We start from the raw sequence: 17,058 nt of genomic DNA, 5'->3' as shown, positions 1-17,058 counted from the left end.
GCCATTGCCATTATTTAACTGTCAATGCAAGTTAAAAAAAGTAAAGTTTGCCAATCTGGTTTTCAGAACAATAAAAAATACCCCATCAAACACAAAAAAGCTGTAAAAATTTATGTATAAATTTCAGCGGCTTTAGTAAAATTACGGTCGGATACCCTTTGTCTATCCAACTCAATTAATGACTATTACTGCCAATTCCCAATTGTCAAATGTATTTTCCCAAAATCTGGAATCTATTACCAGTAAGACTGATGGCTCATTACCAACTCTAGGAGCCGAGTTAGTTTATACACAAGATGGGGCAGGGCGCTATCTGACCTTTTGTTGGCAGTACAGCGAACTCCTGGGGTTAAATACTGAAAAAATAGTTGACGAGCTGAACCAGACTCAAACCTTTGCCCCAGTGGATAAGGTTAGTTATTTGGAACGATTGCACCGAATTTTGACAAGTTTGGTGCCAGAAAGGTTTCAATGTTGGTTTAGCTATCAGAAAGAATTATTTGAGTTGGACTTAGCGATCAGTCCGATTATGCCGAGTTTGGGAACCACTGCCACTACCGTTTTAGTGATGGGACGCTTAATACAAGCGACACTCAACAAAAAACAAGCGCGCGTGGCATCAAAAACGCCCACACAAATAGAGTTGGCTTTGCGATCGCAGCAACACCAAAAATTGGTAAATCGCATTACCAGAAATATTCGCCGGACATTAGATTTAGATATTATTTGGCAGCAAACAGTTGACAGTTTGGGGAAAGCACTGCGGCTAGAACGCTGCATTATTTGTCCTTATCAGCCCTCAAGCTCAAAAGTGCAGGTGAAGGCTGAGTATCGCCAGCCAGAACTCAAATCAATGCTTGGCTTGGACATAGATATAGCTTCTGAGCCTGCCTTTGCTCAAGCCTTGGCAACCCTAGAACCAGTTACGATGGAAGTGGCTGGATACAAAGAGTCTGGGCGGCAGAAAACTTTAGTAGTTGCGACTTGCTATCAAGACCAAGCTAATGGATTGGTTGCCTTGAATTGGCAGGATGAATGCTACACATTAACAGAATCGGAATTAGAACTGGCAAAAGAAGCAGCAGATCAATTGGGAACTGCGATCGCTCATGCTACTTTATATGAAGAATTAGAAATAGCGCGTCAAAAAGCCGAAGAAGCTTCCCGCCTCAAAAGTGAGTTTCTAGCTAATGTATCCCATGAAATTCGTACCCCCCTTAACGGTATGATTGGCTTTTTGAAACTGATTTTGGAAGGGATGGCAGACGATCCAGAAGAACAAAATCAGTTTTTAGCAGAAGCTCACCACTTATCGATACATCTGCTGAATATCATCAACGATATTTTGGACATTGCCAAAATCGAAGCTGGTAAAATGGAGCTAGCTTACGCTCCAGTCAAGCTAGATGAGCTATTCAGTCATGTAGAAGGTTTCATGCGTCCCCAAGCAGAAATGAGGAACCTCAGCTTTCAGATGCAAATGCCTGCTACCTCCGATGAAATCATTGTCCAAAGCAACTACCAACGGTTGCTACAAGTGATGCTCAATTTGGTAGGTAATGCCATTAAATTTACTCATGAGGGTGGCGTCACTGTCAGCGCTGATTTAGTACTCAAAAAGGCGAATTTTCAGGTGAACTTTCAAGAGCAGCAATTTCCTGGCATGGTGAGAGTACGTGTGGCAGACACTGGTATTGGTGTTTCCTTAGATAAACAAGATAAATTGTTTCAATTATTCTCTCAGGTGGATGGCTCCCGGACTCGCCAGTACGGCGGCACAGGTTTGGGACTGGCAATATCCCAAAAGCTAGTGGAGGCTATGGGTGGCGAGGTACATTTTTATAGTTTGGGCGAAGGACTTGGCTCAACAGTCACATTCACCGTGCCACTATATCAACAACCAGTCATGGTTTCGTCTAATGATAGCGACTCAACAAGTAGTGCTGAATGTTAGTCATTGGTCATTAGTCATTTGGAAGATTACCAGTACTGGGTTTTGAGTTTTAAACTTGAAAGTTTTTTAGTAATTATTATTTAATAACCATATTGGGCATGGGGATTGGGAAAAAACCTTCCTTATCCGTCACCTCCTGGCGTTCTCTTCAGGACTTTAACCGCTAAAGTAGAGTAGGAGGGCTTGCACGATAAATTGTTCAGCTAATCTAATATCAAGTTGCTAAAATCAGCAGTGGTTTAGTCAAAAGTTATTAAAAACTGACACCTGACAATCTAGCGGCAATTAGATTTAGGATCGATTTAACAAAGCTGAAAAATAAAATTTTGGATAATGGTTAATGAGTAACCGCGCATCTGGCACAGAGATCATTAATGCCCCATGCCCCATGCCCAATCCCCCATCCCCAATGTCCATCATTAACTTAGCAGGTCTAAACTATGGAACTCACAATTGACAACGTTGAAACAGTCTTAGATGAAATGCGCCCTTATCTCATGTCTGATGGCGGCAATGTGGAACTAGTAGAACTCGATGGGCCTGTTGTAAAACTGCGCCTGCAAGGTGCGTGTGGTTCTTGCCCCAGTTCTGCAATGACCCTGAGAATGGGTATTGAGCGCCGCCTCAAGGAAATGATTCCGGAAATTGCAGAAATTGAGCAAGTGGTGTAAAAGTTAGGAGTTAGAAGTTAGGAGTTATGAGTTTGAATCAACTCCTAACTCCTTATTCTTAACTCCTAACTATTTCTATGTCCCATCCTCTCTACATCGCTTTTATCTGGCATCAACATCAGCCGCTGTACAAATCTCCTGGCAGCGGCGTTTCGCTATCTTCGAGTCAGCAGTACCGTCTTCCCTGGGTACGTTTGCATGGAACTAAAGATTATCTGGATTTAGTATTGCTTTTAGAGCGGTATCCTAAGTTACACCAAACGGTAAATTTAGTTCCATCGCTGATATTGCAACTCGAAGATTATATTGCTGGTACTGCTTTTGACCCTTATCTCACAGCCAGTTTGACACCGGATGAGCAACTTACCCAGCAACAGCGCGAATTTATTATCCAACACTTTTTTGATGCTAATCACCATACCCTGATCGATCCGCATCCCCGCTATGCCGAGTTGTACCAGCAAAGGCAGGATAAGGGGCAAGCTTGGTGTTTAGCAAATTGGGAATTGCCAGATTATGGCGATTTGCTAGCTTGGCACAATTTGGCTTGGATCGACCCGCTGTTTTGGGATGACCCGGAAATTGCTGCTTGGTTAAAACAGGGACGGAATTTTACTTTAAGTGATCGCCAGCGCATTTATTCCAAACAGCGAGAAATCTTGAGCCGGATTATCCCCCAACATCGGAAAATGCAGGAAGCGGGGCAGCTAGAAGTTACCACTACGCCTTATACTCACCCGATTTTACCCTTACTAGCTGATACTAACTCCGGTCGGGTAGCTGTGCCCAATATGACACTACCGAAGCAACGCTTTCAATGGGCAGAAGATATCCCCCGCCACTTGCGGAAAGCTTGGGACTTATATAAAGACCGCTTTGGGCAGATACCTCGTGGTTTATGGCCTTCAGAACAATCAGTAAGTCCAGCAATACTTCCAGATATTATTAACCAAGGATATAAGTGGATATGCTCAGATGAAGCCATCTTAGGGTGGACGCTGAAACACCTTTTTCATCGGGATGGGGCGGGGAATGTGGAGCAACCAGAATTGTTGTATCGACCCTATCGCCTGCAAACCGCCGAGGGTGACTTGTCAATTGTGTTTCGCGACCACAGATTATCAGACTTGATTGGTTTTACTTATGGTGCAATGCCTGCAAAAAAGGCAGCAGCCGATTTAGTAGGACATTTGCAAGCGATCGCTAAAAAGCAAAGAGATAGTCATAGCGAACAACCTTGGCTAGTTACCATCGCCTTAGATGGAGAAAATTGCTGGGAATTTTATTCCCAAGATGGCAAACCCTTCTTAGAAGCTTTATATCAAAGTTTGAGCGATGAACCCCACCTCAAACTCGTCACTGTCTCCGAATTTCTAGAAGAATTTCCAGCCACAGCCACCATCCCCGGAGGGCAATTACATAGCGGTTCTTGGGTAGATGGCAGTTTCACCACCTGGATCGGCGATCCCGCCAAAAATCGTGCTTGGGATTACTTGACAGAAGCAAGGAAAATGCTTGCAAGTCATCCCGAAGCGACGGAAGAAAACAATCCCGAAGCATGGGAAGCATTGTATGCCGCAGAGGGTTCCGACTGGTTTTGGTGGTTTGGTGCAGGACACTCCTCAAATCAGGATGCCATTTTTGATCGGTTGTTTCGAGAACATCTGTTTGGCATTTACAAGGCATTAAATGAACCTATACCGCCCTATCTCAAGCAACCAGTGGAAATCCATGCAGCACAAGAAGCAAACCACACCCCACAAGGGTTTATTCACCCCGTCATTGATGGTAAGGGTGACGAACAAGATTGGGACAAAGCTGGACGCATAGAAATCGGCGGGGCGCGGGGGACGATGCATAACAGCAGTGTTATCCAGCGACTTTGGTATGGGGTAGATCACTTAAATTTCTATTTGCGGCTAGACTTTAAAAGTGGCGCTGCACCAGGACGGGATTTGCCAACAGAATTGAATTTGTTGTGGTTCTATCCAGAAAAAACAATGGTTAACAGCCCAATTCCGTTGGCAGATGTACCAGATGCAGCCCCACTTAATTACCATTTCCACCATCTTTTAGAAGTTAACTTGCTGACGCAATCGATTCAGTTTCGGGAAGCGGGAGACAATCATCAATGGCATCCCCGTTTCAGTCGCGCTCAAGTAGCAATAAATAGTTGTTTAGAGTTGGCAGTACCGTGGGCAGATTTGCAAGTTCCACCAGATTATCCTCTGCGTCTGATTTTGGTGCTTGCAGATGAAGGGCGTTTTTCCAACTATTTGCCAGAAAATGCTTTGATTCCCATTGAGGTGCCTTAACATTTAATATTTTTGGTGTTATACCATTTCACGAAATACCTATTAGGGGCGTACATCTGTATGCCTCTACAGATAATTCATTGATGTTGTAAAGATTTTTGCAAATCATATTTAATTTTTTTAGTTTTAAATATATTTGGCTATATTACAAACTATATATTTAGACTAAGCTTTGAAAACGGAGAGGGGGGGATTCGAACCCCCGTTAAGTTTCCCTAAACAGACTTTCCAGGTCTGCGCCTTAAACCACTCGGCCACCTCTCCAGGTGTCACAGGTTACGATCTTACTATAAAATCCCAGAAAATGCAAAGATAAGAAAGATATTTTAGATTGAATCTGATAGTCCTAATCCCAAAACGCAAATCCAGATGTCCCGTACATACACAATAAAAGTTCGCGATCGCGCCACTGGCAAAACACACACCCTACAAGTGCCAGAAGACCGCTACATCCTGCACACTGGCGAAAAACAAGGGGTAGAACTACCGTTTTCCTGTCGCAACGGGGCTTGCACAGCTTGTGCTGTGAGAGTGTTATCAGGAGAAATTTACCAACCAGAAGCGATCGGCTTGTCACCAGATTTACGTAAGCAAGGTTATGCCTTGTTGTGTGTGAGTTACCCCCGTTCTGACTTGGAAGTGGAGACGCAAGACGAAGATGAAGTCTACGAACTCCAGTTTGGACGCTATTTTGCTAGGGGAAGAATTAAAGCGGGTTTACCCTTAGATGAGGAATAAACAATTGAATAAGGCAGGGGGCAGGAGGCAGGGGGCAGGGGGAAAGAGGTTCTGCTCGGTATATGCAGCGACCATAGGAGAATTTTTGATGGTTGTGCGTCTTGGTGAGTGGGTGCAAAAAATAGCTATTTTGGCTTGTTTATTGCTCTTGGTGAGTTGCCAAGGCAAGAACCAGCTGCCAAACAATGAAGCCCAAGTGAAAGTAGCGCGGGTAGTTAGTGGGCAAAGTTTGGAAGTTTTGGGCATGGCTGAACAACCAAATTTGATTTCCCAAGTGCGGTTAGTAGGAGTTGATGCACCAGATTTGCGACAGCGCCCTTGGGGGGAAGCAGCAAAAGAACAGTTAGAGAATCTAATTGGTGGTGTAGAAGAATCGGTAACGCTGGAGTTTGATTTAGAAGCAAAAGACAAAATCGGGCGAACTCTAGCTTATGTGTGGAAAAATAAGGTGTTATTGAATGAAGAATTAGTCAAACAAGGGAATGCAATGTTTGTAGGGCGATCGCCTAACCACAAATATGACCTGCGTTTAGAACGTGCCCAACAATGGGCTAGACTCATGGGGCAAGGAATCTGGAACCCAGAAAAACCCATGCGCCTCACTCCCGCCGAGTTTCGCCGCCAAAATCTTTAATTAGTGCTGAGTGCTGAGTGCTGAGTGCTGAGGGGGAGAGTGGGGGACAAGGGGACAAGGGGACAAGGAGAATTATTGAACAAATCTCTCCCAATCCCCCCTCTTCCTTGTCTACCTTGTCTGTTCTTCATGCCCAATGACAAATGACAAATGACAAATGACAAATGACAAATTTACAAATTTTTCTAGATATTGCTACAGAAGCGGCCTTGGCTGCTGGTGCTATTTTGCAAGGTTACTTGGGTAAGTTAGAAGATGCAATTATTGAAAAAGGACGCCCTGGTGATTTAGTCACGGCTGCTGATAAAGCTTCAGAAGAGTTGATTTTAGAAATTTTGCGTGGCCACTTTCCCCAGCACTCGATCCTCGCTGAAGAATCAGGAAAATTAGGTAATCAACAGAATGAGTACCTCTGGGCAATAGATCCTCTTGATGGCACAACCAACTACGCTCATCAATACCCATTCTTCGCCGTTTCCATCGGGCTGTTAATTAATGGCGTTCCCCAAGTTGGTGTAATTTATGACCCATTTCACAACGAGCTATTCCGTGCTGCTGCTGGCTTAGGAGCAACGCGTAACCGTCAGCCGATCGAGGTTTCAGTAACATCTGAACTGAGTAAAAGCTTACTAGTAACAGGATTTGCCTACGATCGCCGCGAAACCTCTGATAACAACTACGCAGAATTTACTCATCTTACCCATCTTACCCAAGGAGTTAGACGTAGCGGTTCGGCATCGCTAGATTTGGCGTATGTTGCCTGTGGACGTGTCGATGGTTACTGGGAACGGGGACTTTCTCCTTGGGATATTGCTGCTGGGATAATTTTGGTACAAGAAGCCGGAGGCAAAATCACCGCCTACGATGGCACTACTGTCAAAATTGAGTCAGGTAGAATTCTTGCCACAAATAGTTATATTCACGACTCCCTCAGTAGCGAACTTTTACGGGTTCCGCCACTGTCAGCTTGGGTGTAGCAGATGGGGGCTTTCCCTACGACTTTGGGTACACTAAAAGCAATCTAACTGCTCCTTTGGTGCAAAAACTCTATATGTCTTTCAAAATAGATCGTGGACTATTTAAATATGATTTCATAGATCATCACGCAGTGCTGTGCGTTCCAGTTGATGCCGATGTTAAAGAGATTCGCAAACGCTATCTCCAAGTTGCCCGCCGTTTGCATCCAGACAGTAGTCTTACTGAAACTGCTGCTCAAAAACATCTCGGTAACGAATTGTTATCAAAGCTGGTTAACCCGGCTTACGAAAAACTTGCTAGCGATCGCACTCGCACTGAATATATTCTAATTTTGTCGCAAATTGGCAAGCGTCTGGTACAAGAATCGACTTCGGTAACTCTAAATACTGACTTGGCTAAACAGTTAGTTGAGGCAGCTAATATCGATCATTTTTATAAAACTGCGATCGCAAAACTAGCCCAAACTCAATATGATTCTTTAGAACAAGCACTGCAAGTCATTGCCCAAGCTAGTGAGTTGAATTTAGTGTATTTAATGCGGAGTGCGGGTAAAGCATCCGCCGCGCCGCTACCTGCTCAACCCAAAGTCCAATCAAGTACACCTCAGCCAAACACACCAAAAAATACACCAGCAGCAGCACCAGCGCCACCAAAAGAAGACTTGATTGTAGAACAGTATATTCGTCGCGCTCAATCTTTGATTGACAAAAACCAATTTGCCCCAGCCAAAGTAGAGTTGCAAGAGGCCCTGAAGCTAGAACCAAAGAATAGTCGCTGTCATAGCTTAATTGCAATGGTGTATTTGAAGCAAAATCAGCTAAAAATGGCAAAAATCCACTTTGACAACGCTCTAAAATTAGATCCCAGTGACGAAACGGCTCTGCAATGGAAACCTAAAATAGATAAGGCTTTAGGACAACAACCTAGCGATCAGAAGGTGACTTCATCCCCCAATAATGGAGATAAGCAACCAGATAAATCTGGTAGTGGTTTGTTCGGTGGTTTGTTTGGTGGGAAGAAAAAATAATGGTGTATCAACCAGCAGCGGGAGCCAGGGATTTATTGCCCTTGGATGTGGAGAAAAAACGCTGGATTGAAGATCGGTTACAGCAGGTGTTTCATCGCTGGGGATATCACAGGATTATCACCTCGACTTTGGAGCGGATGGATACCCTGATGGCGGGAGAAGCAATCCAGCGTCAAATGGTGATTCAACTACAACAAAACGGCGAAGATGATGAATTGGGGCTACGCCCAGAATTAACAGCATCTATTGCTCGTACTGTTGTGACTCGAATGGCTGGTGTGACTTATCCACAACGGTTGTATTACAACGCCAATGTGTTTCGCCGCACTTGGGAAAGTAGGCATAATCGCCAGCAAGAGTTTTATCAAGCTGGGGTGGAGTTGTTAGGTGCTGGTGGATTGTTGGCGAATGCGGAAGTGCTGCTGTTAGTCGCAGATTGTTTGGCAGCACTGGGTTTGCAGGGATGGCATTTAATTTTGGGTGAAGCGGGAATTACCCGATCGCTCCTGAGTGCCTTTCCTGCTAATTTACAGGATCGAGTTCGCAGTGCGATCGCTCATCTTGACCGCATCACCATAGATAATTTACCCCTAAGTGACAAACTGCGCGATCGCGCCCAAATCATCATGGATTTGCGTGGATCAAGTGCAGACGTGTTGCAAAAAGTTAGTAGTCTGGATTTAGATGAAGAACAGCGAGAGGCAGTGAATAACCTCAAATCCCTAGTAGAATTACTAGAATCAGAGAAAAAATTTCCCTTAATCCTCGACCTCAGCCTGATCCAAACCATAGATTACTATACTGGTATCGTCTTTGAAGTTGTCAACGATACTGAATCCCAAACCAGAGTTTTAGGGCGTGGTGGTCGCTATGACCAGCTTTTGGGGCTATATCATCCTCAAGGAGAAAACATTCCCGGAATTGGTTTTGGACTAAGTATCGAAGATTTATACCAAGTTCTGTTGTCTACCCAGCAATTACCGCAAGAAACTCCAGCGACTGACTGGTTGGTAGCACCAGAGACAGCTAGTGCTAACGCTGCCGCCTTTGTCTACGCACAAAAACTTAGAGATTCTACTGATTTGGTGCGAGTAGAAATTGACTTAGGGGGAAGAGATGCAGAGGCAATTCGCCAATATGCAAGCGATCGCCGCATTGCCCAAATTGCCTGGATCAAAGCTGATGGTTCACCAAAAATAGAACCATTGCATTAAGTGAGTGGGGGATTGGGCATGGGGCATTAGGAGTGCTGAGTGCTGAGTGCTGAGTGCTGAGTGCTGAGTTAGGAGTTAGGAGTTAGGAGTTAAAGAGTTAAGAGTTAGGAGTTAGGAGTTAGGAGTTTTGTTTATCCCCTTGTCTCCTTGTCTCCTTGTCTCCCCTGCCCCCCTGCCCCCCTGCCCTCCCCTCCCCTGCTAGGCTAGAAATAGCCGATACAGAAAAGAGGGAATCGAGAACATGCCGCATACAATTGTTACAGAAGTCTGTGAAGGCGTAGCTGACTGCGTAGATGCTTGTCCAGTAGCTTGTATTCATGATGGCCCAGGCAAAAACACCAAGGGAACTGATTGGTACTGGATTGACTTTGCCACTTGCATCGACTGTGGCATCTGTCTCCAAGTTTGCCCTGTAGAAGGGGCGATTCTTCCAGAAGAACGACCAGAGTTGCAAAAAACCCCACAATAGTCCATAGTCAACAGTCAATAGTCAATAGTTATGTTTGACTTGACTGTTGACCAATGACCAATGACAAATGACCAATGACTAATGACTATTTATTAGAAGTTCAAAATGTTCGCGCCGGATACATCAAAGATGTAGATATCCTGCAAGGTGTGAATTTTCAGGTTGCACCAGGAGAATTGGTGACAGTGATTGGCCCCAACGGTGCAGGTAAATCTACTTTGGCAAAAGCAATTTTTGGGCTTTTGATCCCCCACACAGGCACAATTACTTTCAAAGGTGAAAATATCGTGGGGCTAAAGTCCAATCAAATTGTCCAACGAGGAATGTGCTACGTACCGCAAATCGCCAATGTTTTCCCTTCTCTAAGTGTTGAAGAGAATTTGGAGATGGGTGCTTTTGTGCTTAACACTCCCCTGAAACCAATTAAAGATAAAATATTTACTATGTTTCCGAGATTAAGCGATCGCCGTCGTCAACGCGCTGGTACTCTCTCTGGAGGAGAACGCCAGATGCTAGCGATGGGCAAAGCTTTGATGTTGTCACCTGGTTTGCTGATTTTAGATGAGCCATCTGCTGCTTTGTCGCCGATTTTAGTGACACAAGTGTTCGAGCAGATTAAACAAATTAATCAGGCAGGTACTGGGATCGTATTAGTTGAACAAAATGCCCGTAAAGCTTTAGAGATGGCTAATCGTGGATATGTATTAGAATCGGGACGTGATGCGATCTCCGGCCCTGGTGAAGAATTGTTGAATGACCCGAAAGTGGGTGAGCTATATCTGGGAGCAGGTAAGAGACATTAACCCTTTTTTATCACTCTTGCCCCATTCAACATAACACCAGCTTAATATCGGAGCTTCACCAGTCTATAGCGATGACTAGGTTGGGCTGCGCCGACGCTATCTATAACTAATACAAAAGCCATAACATTACCTGCCACTGCCGCGACCGTCGTTTTCGATGCTCAAAGAATTCTCCCTAATAATCCGTTTCTGATCACATCTACAGCTAGTCGAGAGGCAAAACAGGACATTCATTCAGGAAAAACTGACTAAAATCTAAATTACCCGGATTTACCAAAATCCCATTCGCAATGACGCTCTCTACGAGACGCTAAAAGCGTAGCTTGCAACTCTTACAGAGTACGCAGACTCGCTAACGCAATTCTGAATTACGTCATGGATGGGTATTTAGACCTCAACCATAAATTAACGTGAGTTCGATGAACCTCTCCCCAACCCCTCTCCGAGGCACAGAGGGGCAGAAATATTTTTAGTTGACAACGAAAAAATTAGGGTTTCAAAGCCTCTCTCCCTGTGGGGGAGAGGAATGGAAGTGGGGTTTTTAGAGCCGTCGAACTCACATTAAATTAAATGTATAGGTCTCCAAAAATATATTGGTGGAATTAAAGAATCTGGACGGGCTATTCGCCGTCATAGCAGTTTTTATATTGGATTATATGGATGGATATAAAAGATTCCTACGAATTAGTTGCCGAATTATTTATACTAAGTACTAAAAATCACTAGTACTACCAACAAGGACAAAGGGCGATGAGGCTTCTTTTATCTTGCATCCTAGCCCAAGTTGTAGCCCCGTAAGCTTCCACAGAGACGTAAAGGACAGAAAAGAAACTTTCTAGATTCTCATCGTCTCTGGGATTATTGTTATCTTGGGCGTCCCAATGTAGTGATATATAGAACAGCTTCATCAGCAGGAATGCCTAAAACTTCATTTACTTGGTCGTCAAAAAATCCACCGATACCACTGACGCCGACATTCAGGTGCATTGCTGCTAAATTCAGGCGTTGTCCCAAATGACCGGCATCCATGTGTAAGTAACGGTAAACGCGATCGCCATACTGTGCGATCGCAGCTTTCAAATCGGCTGTGTGAAATAATACCGCTGCCGCATCCCGTCCTAATTCTTGCCCCAAACAGAGAAAATGTAATTCTCGCCGAAAGTTTTTAAACCGGATTTGGCGTAATTCTTGGGCTTTGGGCGCGTAATAGTAACAACCCGCCTCCAGTCCTTTGACTCCGCAAACAGCAATGAATGTTTCGATTAAATTTAGATCGAAGTAGTCTGGAGAAATATCTAAACTTTGGTCGATGTAATTTTGCGGTTGGTAAGTGAAATCGAGTAAACTTTTCAATTCATCGAAGCTTAAATCATCACCATTGTAAGCGCGGGTAGAGCGTCGCTTATACATAGTGGTTTCTAGTTCTGATAGTTTTTGTCCCCAGTTTATAGGTGCAGTGGTGGTGGGAATTTTTAAACAGAAAGGAAAATTGTATTTATCCTCTAAAGATTTTTCTTGTTTAATAGTTGGTAGATTAAGATTACCAGTTACACCTGATTGGATCTGGGTATGTTGATGGAAATATGTTAGTAGTTCGCCATCAGGGATTTGAGGATAACTGGTTTCAGTAGCCGAAGGTAAAGCAGTACATCCCAATGGTAAATTTTGATTAATATCTAATAAGTCTGCCAGAGGTAAGACAGCGATCGCACCTTCTTGTTGCGGATCGATATAAAGCAGATCGTTAACCGATTCATCGACAAAGCCGCCGATTAAATGGGGGCGATAATCAGTAACCGCACCAGCTAACTCGATATTACCCAACAGATGTCCCGTATCCAGAAAAATCCGACGGTAAGCCCGATCCTCATAGCGCCACGCAGAACGATAGAATACCGCGGTCACAATAATTGCCAATTGGGTATTTTCTAAAGAAGGATGCCAGAAACAAGCTGCTTGCAAAGTTTGCCAAACATCACTTTCCCAATAATGCATGAGAGAATGAGTTCGACACTGGTAGTTATATAGACCAGGCGGCAATAACGATGTACCACGCGAAACCACATACACCTCGGCAGGGTATAGTCCGCCTGCACTCGGAGCAGCGCGTAAATACACTGCACTACCCATAGAAGGCATTCTTGCTGTCAATCCATAACTACGAAACAATAGCCGTGAAAGTCTTTGCCACCACTGAGTATCTGGGTTATTAGCAAATGCCTCTGTTTTTTCTTGGATATAGGGTTTGAGATCAAAAGTAGAGCCAATTTTGTACTCTTTAAAGGGTACTGGCTGTTTAGTCCAGTCTAATCGCTGGTTTTTAGAGGCGAGAGTATCAGGGTTGTATTTAGTTCGTTCGTGATAATGCTGGGCAATTGATTGGTGTAATTCTGGCATAGTACTTTTAATATCCTTGGGGCATCCTTTTATTGATCTTGGCATTCATTAGCCTCATTATTTCGTGTCAATTGGTACAATCCTCAGAGTCATAAAGTGGTAAATGATAACAATTGAATTGGGCATTGGGCATTGGGCATTGGGCATTGGGCATTTGTCATTGGTCATTAATTATCCTCCCCTGCGCCCCTGCCTCCTCTGCTCCCCTGCTCCTCGGTCACTGAGCGTAGCCGAAGTGCTGCTCCCCATCTTTCGCAGTACCATATAAACGCAAAACTATCTAAGCCTGGATGTGCAATGATGGCTGTACGTCAAACTTTATCAAAGCCTGATATCCAACTTTCTTATTTAGAATGGAATCAAGGTCAAGAACCTTTACTGCTGTTACATGGCTTAGGCGATCATGCTCTAGTGTGGTCTAGTTTAGGAGATTACTTGGCGGCGGATTACCACATAGTTGCGCCAGATATGCGCGGACATGGCCAAAGTAGTAAACCAGAGATAGATTATAGCTTTGAGAGTGCGATCGCAGACCTTGAAGCACTCATGGATAGTCTTGGATGGACTTTTGCCCATATTGTAAGTCACTCGTGGACAGGTAAATTAGCCGTCATCTGGGCAAGACAAAACCCAAAGCGTGTACGGAGTATAATTCTCGTCGATCCGATTTTTATCTGGAAAATGCCCAGTTTTTTCAGGGTAACTTTCCCAATGTTATATCGCTTCTTGCCTTTTCTTAAAAGTATGGGGCCTTTTCCCAGCCACGAAGAAGCCGAACAACAAGCACGGCAATTAAAGCAATATCAAGGATGGAGTTCCTTACAACAGCAAGTCTTCCAAGCAGGAATAGAACAAAAACCCGATGGGAGTTGGGGCAGCAAATTTACCATAGCCGCCCGCGACGGAATTTTTGAGGCAGTCATGCAAGTGCCTGGTTTTACAATTCCCCTTAACATTCCTGCTTTATTCGTCCAGCCACAACAAGGACTGAACCGCCAAAATTGGCAAATTCAACCTTACAAAACTTATCTTCAAAACTTACGTATCTGCCAAGTTCCCGGCAATCATTGGCCGTTTTTGACACAACCAGAAGCATTTAACCAAACTGTGGCAGCTTTCTTGGCTGAACACAAATAAAAAATCTCATGATTATTAGACGGGATTAGTCATACAGCAACAGAAGAATTAATAGGAGCGATGTTTAGGAGGATTGGGCATGGGGAATTGGGCATTGGGCATAAGAGGCAGAGGTGCAAAGGGGCGAAAAAACTTACTGCAATTTCTCCCCTGCTCCCCACTCCCCTGCCCCCCTGCTCCCCTGCTCCCCTGCTCCCCTGCTCCTCCACTCCCCACTCTCCTGTCATGAGCCTTTGTATCAATCCTGTTTGCCCTAAACCAAATCACCCGAATAATCAGCAAAACCGTTTTTGTCAAAGTTGTGGTTCCCATCTAGAATTGCTAGGGCGTTATCGGGTGACGTGCTTGTTAAATGACAAAACAGGTTTTAGTAAAGTTTATGAGGCATACGAGCAAGATACCCCCAAAATTATCAAAATACTCAAAGAGGATTTATCAGGCAACGCCAAAGCAGTAGAACTATTTCAGCAAGAAATAACGGTGTTGGGGCAATTCAAGCATCCTGGAATTCCCAAAGAAGATAGTTACTTCCAGTATCAAACCCGAAATGGTTTAGTGTTGCATTGCATTGCAATGGAAAAAATCGATGGCTACAACTTAGAACAGTGGCTACAGCAAAATAGCCCCATATCGCAAGAACAAGCCACAGACTGGTTAAGACAGTTGATAGAAATTTTAGATGTAGTACATAGCAAACAGTACCTACATCGAGATATTAAGCCATCTAACATTATGATTAGATCCCCCCTTGAGGAGGGTTGGGGGAATCTAGTACTGATTGATTTTGGTACCGCCAATGAAATTAATAAAACCTACCAAGACCAACTAAGCAATGGCGACAAGATGACAGCACTTATGTCATCTGGCTACAGCGCCCCAGAACAAATGAATGGTCAAGCAGTACCGCAGTCAGATTTCTTTGCTTTGGGACGCACTTTTGTATTTTTGCTGACAGGATATCATCCTTTGGAGATGTATGATGTCCAGCAAAATTTGTTGCACTGGCAAAATCATGCGACCCATATTTCATCCTTACTATTGAATTTAATTGATTGGCTAACAGCATCAGATATAGAAAAACGTCCTGCCAGTACTCAAGAAATTTTGCATTCCTTAGAAGAAATAGAAACTCAATTAACAGACACGACTCCGACAAATAGTAATATCTTAGAATCTTCTAAACTTGAGCATTTAACTGTAGATATTAATAGCAATTCATTACCTCAAACTCAGCAGTCGCAAAAAGTGCCGCTATTGACATTTTTTGCAGTTTTATTAGTAATATTAGGATTACTCAGTATAGTAACTTTAGCCACACGCAAATCAAATTTACCTGATACATCTTATTACAGACAATATCCAGAAAAAAAAGGTAATATCGATTACTTTTCTTATCAAGAAGGGAAGGATAGTCAGGGAAGGATAGCGGAATTTAATATAGCGGTTTTATCACTAAAATATAAATGGCTTTTAGGTAGCAACTTTCAACTTAAATCCAATGATGAAATTATTAGCGTTGACCTTTTAAAGTTGAATTTAGAACAAGAAGGTATAGAGAATATAATGGAAGCTCCCAATGAAATTATCTCTGTCGGCACGGCTTCTTGTAAAGGTGATAGATTAATTCAAGAACGTGTGGCTTTAGAACGTTCTAAACAAATACAACTTTTGGTAAAAAAATTATTTATTAATACACCAAGTGTTAAAATTTATCGCTTATTGAATTTGGGTCAATTCCAACGAAGTGATTGTCAGGCAAATCGGGATTTAACGACATATCAAACAAGTGTGATAATTATTGGTGTTAAAAGAGAATCATCAGGTGTCATTCTTGACGAGGCTCTACGGAATAGGTTAGAAAAGAAGCCTTTTGCTGATTTTAAATTAGAAGATTATTCCTTGGGATCTGCACAGAAGTTTAAGACTATACCGAGCAATTTATAAAATCTTTAATAAAGTAAAATCAGTATATAGGCATATCTCTTATGGCTAGAGCAGCAGATATCAGCACCAAATACTGTATTTGTCTTTGTTGACAGATTACTAGTAGCATCTTCCCAACTAACTAGGACGGTTATTCGCACCGTGAATTTTTAGAATAATTTGTCAAAATAAATGATAACTGGAGGTTCAAAATATGAAATTTTCAATCCAATCACTTTATACCTGGTATCGCAGCGTACTTCGTAACCCCAAATATCGTTGGTGGGTAATTTTAGGAACGTTGGTTTATTTGGTCAGCCCATTTGATGTTCTCCCAGATTTTATACCAGTTGCGGGACAGATTGATGATGTTTTCCTTTTGACTCTGCTAGTTAGTGAAGTGTCTGGACTAGTTATTGAGGGCTGGAAAGCTCGTAAGGGTGAGGTGGGTGCTGAAGTACCTAATACTACTGAGGGTTCTACCTCTAGTGGAAGCACTATTGATGTTGATGCTGTTTCTGTTAAGTAGTTTTAATAAAACCCCTGCTTTTGGAATCGGAGGTAGGGGATATTTTTTTTCAACGCAAAGGAACGCGGAGGGAAGCGCAGAGGTTCGCAGAGGATGAGATAGAGTCAGAGGGAGAGTTAGAGGTTGTTGGCTACGCGTTTAATACCTTCTTTGAGGTGGAGGACGTTAAAGTTAAGGAGAAGACCTAGTTTGCAGTTTGCTAGTTTGAGATAGGTTATATCAAGTTCGGATGATTACTTATAATTAAGCCGATCTGGTTTTTGGCCACC

The 17,058-nt window shown here is 43.3% G+C and carries 14 protein-coding genes, 1 tRNA gene and 1 pseudogene; 13 read left to right on the top strand and 3 right to left on the bottom strand.

The annotated features are described in order from the left end of the window. Positions 1-178 precede the first annotated feature (178 nt). From RMY64_RS30630 to RMY64_RS30620, 3 genes are all read left to right on the top strand, one after another. Positions 179-1,954, top strand: a complete 1,776-nt coding sequence (locus RMY64_RS30630) for a sensor histidine kinase (RefSeq protein WP_322701986.1) — start codon at positions 179-181, stop codon at positions 1,952-1,954. Between the two features lie 440 nt (positions 1,955-2,394). Beyond that, the gene (locus tag RMY64_RS30625; protein ID WP_012408256.1) at positions 2,395-2,625 is read left to right on the top strand and encodes a NifU family protein; all 231 of its coding nucleotides are present in this window, start codon (positions 2,395-2,397) and stop codon (positions 2,623-2,625) included. A gap of 77 nt (positions 2,626-2,702) precedes the next feature. Next, on the top strand, positions 2,703-4,940 hold the full coding sequence (locus RMY64_RS30620; RefSeq protein ID WP_322701985.1) for a glycoside hydrolase: 2,238 nt from the start codon (positions 2,703-2,705) through the stop codon (positions 4,938-4,940). A gap of 179 nt (positions 4,941-5,119) precedes the next feature. Here the strand turns inward: RMY64_RS30620 and RMY64_RS30615 are convergent. Continuing rightward, positions 5,120-5,204 (bottom strand) — tRNA-Ser (locus tag RMY64_RS30615). Between the two features lie 105 nt (positions 5,205-5,309). On the opposite strand from RMY64_RS30615, the gene RMY64_RS30610 reads away from it, so the two are divergent. From RMY64_RS30610 to RMY64_RS30580, 7 genes are all read left to right on the top strand, one after another. Continuing rightward, positions 5,310-5,678, top strand: coding sequence for a 2Fe-2S iron-sulfur cluster-binding protein (locus tag RMY64_RS30610; protein WP_322701984.1), 369 nt, complete (start codon positions 5,310-5,312; stop codon positions 5,676-5,678). Positions 5,679-5,766: 88 nt separating this feature from the next. Beyond that, a complete protein-coding gene (locus RMY64_RS30605) occupies positions 5,767-6,312 on the top strand; it encodes a thermonuclease family protein (RefSeq protein ID WP_322682545.1) in 546 nt (181 codons plus the stop codon). Positions 6,313-6,476: 164 nt separating this feature from the next. Continuing rightward, the gene (locus tag RMY64_RS30600) at positions 6,477-7,289 is read left to right on the top strand and encodes an inositol monophosphatase family protein (RefSeq protein WP_322701983.1); all 813 of its coding nucleotides are present in this window, start codon (positions 6,477-6,479) and stop codon (positions 7,287-7,289) included. 74 nt (positions 7,290-7,363) lie between these two features. After that, positions 7,364-8,317, top strand: a complete 954-nt coding sequence (locus tag RMY64_RS30595) for a J domain-containing protein (protein WP_322701982.1) — start codon at positions 7,364-7,366, stop codon at positions 8,315-8,317. Continuing rightward, a complete protein-coding gene (locus RMY64_RS30590; protein WP_322701981.1) occupies positions 8,317-9,531 on the top strand; it encodes an ATP phosphoribosyltransferase regulatory subunit in 1,215 nt (404 codons plus the stop codon). Before RMY64_RS30595 ends, RMY64_RS30590 begins: the two co-directional genes overlap by 1 nt. A 241-nt stretch (positions 9,532-9,772) precedes the next feature. Next, positions 9,773-10,000 carry a ferredoxin family protein gene (locus tag RMY64_RS30585; protein WP_322660386.1) on the top strand — a complete coding sequence of 76 codons (228 nt, stop codon included), beginning with the start codon at positions 9,773-9,775 and terminating at the stop codon, positions 9,998-10,000. 74 nt (positions 10,001-10,074) lie between these two features. After that, the gene (locus RMY64_RS30580) at positions 10,075-10,803 is read left to right on the top strand and encodes an ABC transporter ATP-binding protein (protein WP_322701980.1); all 729 of its coding nucleotides are present in this window, start codon (positions 10,075-10,077) and stop codon (positions 10,801-10,803) included. Positions 10,804-11,667: 864 nt separating this feature from the next. Here the strand turns inward: RMY64_RS30580 and RMY64_RS30570 are convergent. Further along, positions 11,668-13,200, bottom strand: coding sequence for a SagB/ThcOx family dehydrogenase (locus RMY64_RS30570; protein WP_322688200.1), 1,533 nt, complete (start codon positions 13,198-13,200; stop codon positions 11,668-11,670). 300 nt (positions 13,201-13,500) lie between these two features. Between RMY64_RS30570 and RMY64_RS30565 the strand changes: the two genes are divergently transcribed. The 3 genes from RMY64_RS30565 to RMY64_RS30555 all read left to right on the top strand — a co-directional run bounded on the left by RMY64_RS30565 (position 13,501) and on the right by RMY64_RS30555 (position 16,789). Further along, positions 13,501-14,337, top strand: a complete 837-nt coding sequence (locus tag RMY64_RS30565; RefSeq protein ID WP_322702001.1) for an alpha/beta hydrolase — start codon at positions 13,501-13,503, stop codon at positions 14,335-14,337. Positions 14,338-14,562: 225 nt separating this feature from the next. Continuing rightward, positions 14,563-16,281, top strand: coding sequence for a serine/threonine-protein kinase (locus RMY64_RS30560; RefSeq protein WP_322701979.1), 1,719 nt, complete (start codon positions 14,563-14,565; stop codon positions 16,279-16,281). Positions 16,282-16,474: 193 nt separating this feature from the next. Further along, positions 16,475-16,789, top strand: a complete 315-nt coding sequence (locus RMY64_RS30555; RefSeq protein ID WP_322682550.1) for a YkvA family protein — start codon at positions 16,475-16,477, stop codon at positions 16,787-16,789. Positions 16,790-16,905: 116 nt separating this feature from the next. Here the strand turns inward: RMY64_RS30555 and RMY64_RS30550 are convergent. Next, a pseudogene (locus RMY64_RS30550) lies at positions 16,906-17,007 on the bottom strand (GxxExxY protein); the annotation flags it as partial. Between the last annotated feature and the right edge of the window lie 51 nt (positions 17,008-17,058).

This window comes from Nostoc sp. DedQUE08 (assembly GCF_034530895.1).
Taxonomy (GTDB): domain Bacteria; phylum Cyanobacteriota; class Cyanobacteriia; order Cyanobacteriales; family Nostocaceae; genus Nostoc.
The sequence above is the reverse complement of the archived record's forward strand: the minus strand, read 5'-3'. Positions and strand labels throughout refer to the sequence as shown.